Source organism: Pontibacillus marinus BH030004 = DSM 16465 (genome assembly GCF_000425225.1).
Taxonomy (GTDB): domain Bacteria; phylum Bacillota; class Bacilli; order Bacillales; family BH030062; genus Pontibacillus; species Pontibacillus marinus.
In genome coordinates this window covers 25,931-33,145 of the sequence record NZ_KE384337.1, presented here as the reverse complement: position 1 = coordinate 33,145, position 7,215 = coordinate 25,931, and the positions used below count along the sequence as shown (strand labels likewise).

At 42.0% G+C, this 7,215-nt stretch carries 10 protein-coding genes and 1 other annotated feature; all 10 genes read left to right on the top strand.

Going from position 1 to position 7,215, the window contains the following annotated elements:
• Positions 1 to 364 precede the first annotated feature (364 nt).
• The gene (locus tag H514_RS0121540; RefSeq protein WP_027448828.1) at positions 365 to 1,135 is read left to right on the top strand and encodes a M23 family metallopeptidase; all 771 of its coding nucleotides are present in this window, start codon (positions 365 to 367) and stop codon (positions 1,133 to 1,135) included.
• Positions 1,122 to 1,991, top strand: coding sequence for a M50 family metallopeptidase (locus H514_RS23730; RefSeq protein WP_051255278.1), 870 nt, complete (start codon positions 1,122 to 1,124; stop codon positions 1,989 to 1,991). Before H514_RS0121540 ends, H514_RS23730 begins: the two co-directional genes overlap by 14 nt.
• Before the next feature lie 13 nt (positions 1,992 to 2,004).
• The gene (locus H514_RS0121530; RefSeq protein WP_154657440.1) at positions 2,005 to 3,465 is read left to right on the top strand and encodes an Rne/Rng family ribonuclease; all 1,461 of its coding nucleotides are present in this window, start codon (positions 2,005 to 2,007) and stop codon (positions 3,463 to 3,465) included.
• A 36-nt stretch (positions 3,466 to 3,501) separates the two neighbouring features.
• Positions 3,502 to 3,573: a sequence feature (ribosomal protein L21 leader region), on the top strand.
• Positions 3,574 to 3,586: 13 nt separating this feature from the next.
• On the top strand, positions 3,587 to 3,895 hold the full coding sequence (gene rplU / locus H514_RS0121525; protein WP_027448826.1) for a 50S ribosomal protein L21: 309 nt from the start codon (positions 3,587 to 3,589) through the stop codon (positions 3,893 to 3,895).
• A gap of 9 nt (positions 3,896 to 3,904) precedes the next feature.
• The gene (locus H514_RS0121520) at positions 3,905 to 4,231 is read left to right on the top strand and encodes a ribosomal-processing cysteine protease Prp (RefSeq protein WP_027448825.1); all 327 of its coding nucleotides are present in this window, start codon (positions 3,905 to 3,907) and stop codon (positions 4,229 to 4,231) included.
• Between the two features lie 17 nt (positions 4,232 to 4,248).
• Positions 4,249 to 4,533 (top strand): 50S ribosomal protein L27, encoded by a 285-nt coding sequence (rpmA, locus tag H514_RS0121515; protein WP_027448824.1) that lies wholly within the window; start codon positions 4,249 to 4,251, stop codon positions 4,531 to 4,533.
• Positions 4,534 to 4,708: 175 nt separating this feature from the next.
• Positions 4,709 to 5,239 carry a Spo0B domain-containing protein gene (locus H514_RS0121510; RefSeq protein WP_027448823.1) on the top strand — a complete coding sequence of 177 codons (531 nt, stop codon included), beginning with the start codon at positions 4,709 to 4,711 and terminating at the stop codon, positions 5,237 to 5,239.
• A 5-nt stretch (positions 5,240 to 5,244) separates the two neighbouring features.
• On the top strand, positions 5,245 to 6,525 hold the full coding sequence (gene obgE, locus H514_RS0121505) for a GTPase ObgE (RefSeq protein ID WP_027448822.1): 1,281 nt from the start codon (positions 5,245 to 5,247) through the stop codon (positions 6,523 to 6,525).
• Positions 6,526 to 6,548: 23 nt separating this feature from the next.
• The gene (locus H514_RS0121500; RefSeq protein ID WP_027448821.1) at positions 6,549 to 6,998 is read left to right on the top strand and encodes an ACT domain-containing protein; all 450 of its coding nucleotides are present in this window, start codon (positions 6,549 to 6,551) and stop codon (positions 6,996 to 6,998) included.
• Between the two features lie 35 nt (positions 6,999 to 7,033).
• The coding region (locus tag H514_RS24895) for a hypothetical protein (protein WP_036849524.1) at positions 7,034 to 7,215 on the top strand (182 nt) is incomplete at its 3' end.

Sequence of the window (7,215 nt, the reverse complement as noted above, 5' to 3'; positions counted from 1 at the left end):
AGAATCCCACGCCCGGGGAGTAGAATCCCCCGCCCGGGGAGTAGAATCCCACGCCCGGGGAGGAGAATCCCACGCCCGGGGAGGAGAATCCCACGCCCAGGGAGTAGAATCCCACGCCCGCGGAGTAGAATCCCACGCCCGCGGAGTAGAATCCCACGCTCGGGGAGTAGAATCCCACGCCCGAGAAGGAGAATCCCACGCCCGGGGAGTAGAATCCCCCGCCCGCGGAGTAGAATCCCCCGCCCAGACCGGAAAATCCCAAAAGTTATTTTCCCTCATCACTTAAACAAACATTCTTTTTCATATATCCATCCATCCCCTCATAGACTTGTACAAAGAATTGATAAGGAATGAGGAGACGCTTATGAAACGAAATGTGCGTGATATTCGGAAAAGTATCGCTCAACGTAAAAAAGAAAGAGAATTGAAGGGGAAAAGGTCTGCTTCAACGCCAGTTTCATATGTACAGGAGGAGGAGAAATACGGCTACTTGCCTTTTACACAGGGAGAGGAGAGGCAAAGTGCGAATGCGCAGTTGCTATCAGCTTTTGTGTTTAAAGCTATTCTCGCAGCTGTTTTATTCTTCTCAGTCGCCATCCTCTATCGGATGGAGGCGAACTTTTTACAAAAGCCTAAGAGCTGGGTGACAGATGCTGTAACGGAAGAATTTCAATTTGCGGCTGTTAACCAATGGTATCAGGAGAAGTTTGGCGAGCCATTAGCATTTCTTCCCCAAACTCCAGGTTCAAATGATGTACAACCTGTTACAGCTCAGCATGCCTTACCTGTTAATGGAACAATTAGTGAATCTTTTCAAAAGAATGGACAAGGAATCGTAATTGAAACATCTCAAGAAGAACAAGTAAAAGCTTCAAAAGGTGGAACGGTCATTGAGGCAGGAAACAAAAAAGACACAGGGAAAACAGTCGTAATCCAGCACGCTGATGGTAGCAAAACGTACTATGGATTTTTAAATGAAATTGATGTGAATGTGTACGAGCATGTGAACAGCGGGAAAATTATCGGTACTACCACACCTTCATCAAATGGGGATCAGCATCTTTATTTTGCTATTCAAAAAGGGGATGACTATATCGATCCTATCCAGGTGATTCAGGTCAATGATCAGCCTTAAAGCCGTTAATCATTTTCATATACATCCTATGTTTTGGTTTCTTATCGGTGTTGGTGTACTCACTGGGTCCCTTATTCAATTGCTGATCATTTTCTCAATCGTGCTTTTCCATGAGCTTGGTCATTACGGGATGGCTCGCTATTTTAATTGGCGCATACGGTCCGTAATGATCTGGCCTTTTGGGGGAGTGTTAGAAACGGATGAGTACCACACTCGCCCAATAAAAGAAGAAGTGCTTGTGATTTTAGCCGGCCCGTTTCAACATATTTGGATTTGGTTATTTATTTTGTTTGCAGAATCAACCGAGTTGTTATCAACCGGTGTGATTGAGCTGTTAACTCTGTACAACCTTTTAATTTTTTGCTTTAATATCTTACCGATCTGGCCACTTGATGGAGGGAAGCTAGTATTCTTATTCCTTTCTGTGTACCTTCCTTTTGTAAAAGCTCAAGCGACGTTTTTAACACTTTCTATCGTGAGTTTATTCGTTGCGTTCGGTGCCGCACTAATGTTTTTCCCGTTTTCCATGAGCACGATTTTGCTTGCTTGTTTTTTAATGTGGGAAAATCGGATAGAATGGAAACAGAAAAGGTATGCGTTTCTTCGTTACTTGATGAAAAGGCAACAAGAAAGTCAGGAGCATGTGAAGAAGATTCGCGCGATCCATGTTGGTGAGGACATGCCGATCATGGATATTTTTCGACAATTTAAACGCGGTACACACCATCAAATCTGTGTAACATTACATAATCAAAAGCGTGCGCTCATTGATGAAGGAGAATGTTTGTATTACTTCTTTACTTTGAAGCAAACGCGTGCAAAGGCTAAAGAGATGGTGGAGTGGTTTGCAACGTAAGGATGAGATATCGATGAAGACGATTTATTTACAGACTGTCCCTACTGAAAAATGGGCGATGGTCTATCAAAATGATTCATTAGAACAAGTTCTGATTGAAAGGCCCGAGGAAAAAAGCCTCATTGGGAATATATATAAGGGACGAATCGTGAATATCGAATCAAGTTTACAGGCTGCCTTTGTTGATTTTGGGCAGCCTAAACTTGGTTTTTTAAAGAAACAAGAAATTCCTGAAGCAAGAAAAGATACAAGTAAACCTATTGAGCGAGTTGTTCATGAAGGTCAGCAAGTGTGGGTTCAAGTGATGAAGGACGCTTATGATCAAAAAGGAGCTCAGCTCACTGCTAACGTAACGCTTCCAGGTCGTAATTTAGTGTACCTTCCATTTGGTAATTATTTTGCTGTTTCAAGGAAAATGACTGATGAACAACGCAGTCATTTAAAAGCATGGGCAGGTGAAGCCTGTCAGAGTGAAGAAGGTTTAATTTTTCGTACACATTCAGCGGAGGTTTCGCTGGAGGAACTCGAAAGGGAGTTAGGGTCGCTACGTGAACGTTGGACAAATCTCTCTAAACAGTACCGAAATGAAAAACCACCGAAAACGATATTAGAAGACTTTGATATTCCAGATCGCTTACTTCGTCGTTTTCCGGAGGGGGATATTGAGAGCATCTTAGTTGATAATCTGGACATGAAACAACGAATTCAAAAGCGAATACCTGAGTTAGGGAAAAAAACAAAATGGGTTGCTGATATCCAAAACCATATGCCATTCTCAGCTGAATCCATTAGCGAGAAATTGTTAACACGAACCATCACGCTTGATAGCGGGGCTCAACTTGTTATCGACCAAACCGAGGCAATGGTTGTGATGGACGTTAATACAGCGAAGCATACCAATACAAGCAATAAGAAAAATTCTGTCTTAAAAACGAATCAGGAAGCAGCAAAAGAAGCTGCCAAACAGATTCGTTTGCGAAATTTATCTGGCATGATTTTGATTGATTTTATTGATATGAAAGATGAGAAGGATCAAGAACGAGTCGTGAGTTATTTCAAAAAGCAGTTGAGACAGGACTATGTTCGTACACAAATTTTTGGGTTTACACGTCTAGGAATTTTAGAAATGACTCGAAAACGTGAAGCACCATCTTTGTCTAGTGTTCTCGGAAAAGATCATTCTCAAAGTACTATGATGTCAAGAGCTTCTGAGGCCTATCAATTAGAGAGAATGTTATTGTCCTATCAATCAAACGATCAGGATATCATTGCAATTGAAGCTCATCCTGATGTGATAGAGGCCTTCAAGGAAAGAATAGATATGAAAAAGTTGAAATCAATCCTTTACAAAGATGTCTATGTCCTGAATAATAGGGAGAGTCATGTGCCTTTCCGCATTATACATGTCGGAAATGTGGCTACTCTGGAAGAACGTTCCTTTTATAAGGAGAATGTTCTTGACAGGTTGTTTTGAAACGTGGTAACATTTGTACGTTAACGATCGTAGCACCTGTTGCTACAACCGCTCAAAACAGGTTCTAAAAGCCCGAGAGGCACCTGCATGGCGAGTCTGAGTATTATAAGGAGGTGCAAGTATGTACGCAATTATTGAAACAGGCGGCAAGCAAATCAAAGTAGAAGAAGGTCAATCCATCTTCGTTGAAAAAGTTGATGCTGCTGATGGTGAAAACGTAACGTTCGACAAAGTACTTGTAGTAGGTGGCGGCGAAACAAAAGTAGGCGCTCCATACGTAGACGGTGCTTCTGTAACGGCTAAAGTTGAAAAACAAGGTCGTCAGAAGAAAATCAACGTATTCAAGTACAAGCCAAAAAAGAACTACAAGCGTAAACAAGGTCATCGTCAACCTTACACAAAGCTTACAGTTGAGAGCATCAAAGCGTAAGGTTCGATCATGATACAAGTACTTGTAACGAGAAATGAACATGGTCAAATATCAGCTTTTGAAATTAGTGGTCATGCTGAAAGTGGCCCATATGGTCATGATATTGTATGTGCTGCTGTTTCCGCTGTCTCCTTTGGTGCGGTGAATGCTGTTATGAAACTGTGTGAATTCGAACCTCATATCGAACAAGGTGGCGAAGGTGGCTATTTAAGGGTTGAATTACCTGAACAATTGTCATCTGATACTTACGAAAAGGCTACATTGTTGTTAGAGGGAATGATGGTATCACTCGAAACCATAGAGCGAGATTATGGTGAATATATGACGATCAATTGATAAGGAGGTGCAGCCCAATGCTACGTCTAAATCTACAGTTTTTCGCCCAGAAGAAGGGTGTAGGTAGTACGAAAAACGGTCGTGATTCTGAGTCTAAGCGTCTTGGAGCGAAGCGTGCTGATGGTCAACAGGCTAAAGCAGGCGCGATCCTTTACCGTCAACGTGGAACAAAAGTTTACCCAGGTGCTAACGTAGGCATCGGTGGTGACGACACACTATTCTCTAAAGTAGATGGTGTTGTTAAGTTCGAACGTTACGGTCGTAACCGTAAAAAAGTTAGCGTTTATCCACAAGAAGCATAAGCGAACTAGCTTTAAGCTCTAGCCCATTGGGTTAGAGCTTTTTTAATGGTCGCTAGAGAAATAGAATTATACCAGAATGTCTTTTATAAGACTTTGTGAACATAGTATTTATTTCGAATATGTCCATAATTTGCTATACTTTTCATATTAGAAAGAAAAAAGGGGCGGATTTTGGATGAAAGTGAACGAAGTGACGAATTTATTGAGTCATTATCGACATGATTGGATGAATCAGTTGCAGATTCTACATGGGTATGCTTCTATGGGGAAAATGGAGAAGGTGCAGGAAAAACTTCAGGATATTATTCAGGACTCCCAAGAGGAATCGAAGCTGATGAAACTTCAATCACCACACTTCGCCCTTTGGGTTATTCGATTCAATACCCAATATGATCATTTCCGATTAACGTACTCCATACAATCGCAGCATAACCTGGAACAACATGATCAAGCGTTAATGGAGAATAGTCAAAATGTCATGAATATCTTTGGAGATTTTATAAATTCATTAAAGCTTTATATGGTTACGCTCGTTGTGAGTGGACAAGATAAACCTGAAGTATCGTTAAGTGTAGATGGAGATTTAGATAAGAACAAAGACCTTTTAGATCGTTTGGGAGGTCAATCCTATCTTAAGGATGTACAAGCAGTGGAAAGTGAAAATGGACACACCTACACCATGAAACTGCTTCTAAATGAGAGGTGAAGAATATGTTTGTAGATGCGGTTAGCATATATGTAAAAGCTGGCGATGGCGGTAATGGTAGTGCAGCCTTCCGTCGTGAAAAATATGTACCTAAAGGTGGACCAGCCGGCGGTGACGGTGGTAATGGTGGAGACATCGTGTTTGAAGTGGATGAAGGTTTAAACACGCTTATGGATTTCCGCTATCAGCGTCATTTTAAGGCGAAGCGCGGTGAAAATGGAATGGGGAAAGGGATGCATGGAAAAAATGCAGACGACTATGTTATTCCTGTTCCACCCGGTACCACAGTGAAAGATGTTGATACAGGTGAAGTGCTTGCAGACTTAGTTGAACACAAGCAACGAGCAGTTATCGCTAAAGCAGGGCGTGGAGGTCGTGGTAATCTGAAGTTCGCTTCTCCAAGAAACCCTGCCCCGGAAATCTCTGAAAATGGCGAGCCTGGTCAAGAACGTAATATTACGTTGGAACTTAAGTTAATGGCGGATGTTGGACTAGTTGGTTATCCGAGTGTCGGAAAATCCACGCTTTTATCAACAGTAAGTAAAGCAAAGCCAAAGGTTGCTGAATATCATTTCACAACACTTTCTCCTAACTTGGGGGTTGTAGAAACAAAAGACCATCGTAGCTTCGTTATGGCTGACCTTCCAGGATTAATTGAAGGAGCTCATGAAGGCGTTGGTTTAGGTTATCAGTTCCTACGTCACGTCGAGCGTACACGTGTTATTGTTCATGTAGTCGATATGGCTAGCATGGAAGCTCGCGATCCTTATGAGGATTTTGTAACGATTAACCGTGAGCTTGAGCAATATGATGAACGCTTAATGGATCGACCTCAAGTAATTGTTGCGAGTAAAATGGATATGCCAGAAGCTGAAGAAAACCTTGAACTGTTCAAGGAACAAATTGGCGAGGGATATCAGATCTTTCCTGTTTCTTCAATTACTCGTGAAGGGTTAAGTGAAGCCTTATTTGCGATTGCTGATCTGTTGGATAAGATTCCGAAAGACACCACACCAATTGAAGAAAAAGATGAACGTGTGGTTTATAGCTTCAAAGAAGAGGAAGAGCCATTTAAGATTACACGTGACCCAGATGGAGCGTTCGTATTAAGTGGACCGAAGATTGAAAAGCTCTTCCATATGACGGACTTCTCCCGCGATGAGACAGTGGCACGCTTCTCTCGCCAGTTACGCGGTATGGGTGTGGATGATGCCCTGCGTGAGCGAGGAGCGAAAGATGGCGACACAATACGCCTGATGGACTTTGAATTCGAATTTATTGAATAGACCGTGTAAAGGGGTTAGGACATATGGCCCAAAATGATGATCAATTTTACCTTGTACGAAGCGATGTTTTACCAGAATCGATGCAAAAAACGTTAGAAGCAAAAGCTTTGCTTGAACGTGGAAAAGTGGAATCTGTGCATGAAGCTGTCCAGCAAGTGGACTTAAGCCGTAGTGCGTTTTATAAGTATCGGGATGCTGTGTACCCGTTCCAATCGATGGTGAAGGAAAAAATCATCACCTTGTTTTTTCACTTAGAGGATCGATCGGGTACGTTATCTGAATTATTAAAGATGGTTGCTCAATCTGGGTGTAATATTTTGACCATTAATCAAACCATCCCTTTACAAGGAAAAGCAAATGTCACACTATCTATAAATACAAGTAGTATGACAATATCCATTGAACAAATGCTCCAAAACTTTAACAAGCTAGACTTTATTGACCGAGTTGAAATTGTTAGTAGCGGTGCATAAAAAGAACTCCAACGACTATTCGTTGGGGTTTTTTAGTGCTTGCAGATCAACAAAAAGTTATTCAGCAATCTGGCAGTAATGTGAAATTAGCTGATGCAGGGTGGTTCCGTTGCTTTTATGGAGTGCGGCGGGCTATGTTCTTGTGGGAAGGAACAGTATTCCCTCGGGTAGGCGACGGAATTGCTCGGGTAGGCGATGGAATTGCTCGGGTAGGCGA

Excerpts from the sequence above, each read along its gene's own strand:
- H514_RS0121540 (WP_027448828.1), top strand. The coding sequence starts at position 365 with ATGAAACGAAATGTGCGTGATATTCGGAAAAGTATCGCTCAACGTAAA.
- rplU (WP_027448826.1), top strand. The coding sequence starts at position 3,587 with ATGTACGCAATTATTGAAACAGGCGGCAAGCAAATCAAAGTAGAAGAA.
- H514_RS0121520 (WP_027448825.1), top strand. The coding sequence starts at position 3,905 with ATGATACAAGTACTTGTAACGAGAAATGAACATGGTCAAATATCAGCT.
- H514_RS0121500 (WP_027448821.1), top strand. The coding sequence starts at position 6,549 with ATGGCCCAAAATGATGATCAATTTTACCTTGTACGAAGCGATGTTTTA.
- H514_RS0121510 (WP_027448823.1), top strand. The coding sequence starts at position 4,709 with ATGAAAGTGAACGAAGTGACGAATTTATTGAGTCATTATCGACATGAT.
- H514_RS23730 (WP_051255278.1), top strand. The coding sequence starts at position 1,122 with ATGATCAGCCTTAAAGCCGTTAATCATTTTCATATACATCCTATGTTT.
- H514_RS0121530 (WP_154657440.1), top strand. The coding sequence starts at position 2,005 with ATGAAGACGATTTATTTACAGACTGTCCCTACTGAAAAATGGGCGATG.
- obgE (WP_027448822.1), top strand. The coding sequence starts at position 5,245 with ATGTTTGTAGATGCGGTTAGCATATATGTAAAAGCTGGCGATGGCGGT.
- rpmA (WP_027448824.1), top strand. The coding sequence starts at position 4,249 with ATGCTACGTCTAAATCTACAGTTTTTCGCCCAGAAGAAGGGTGTAGGT.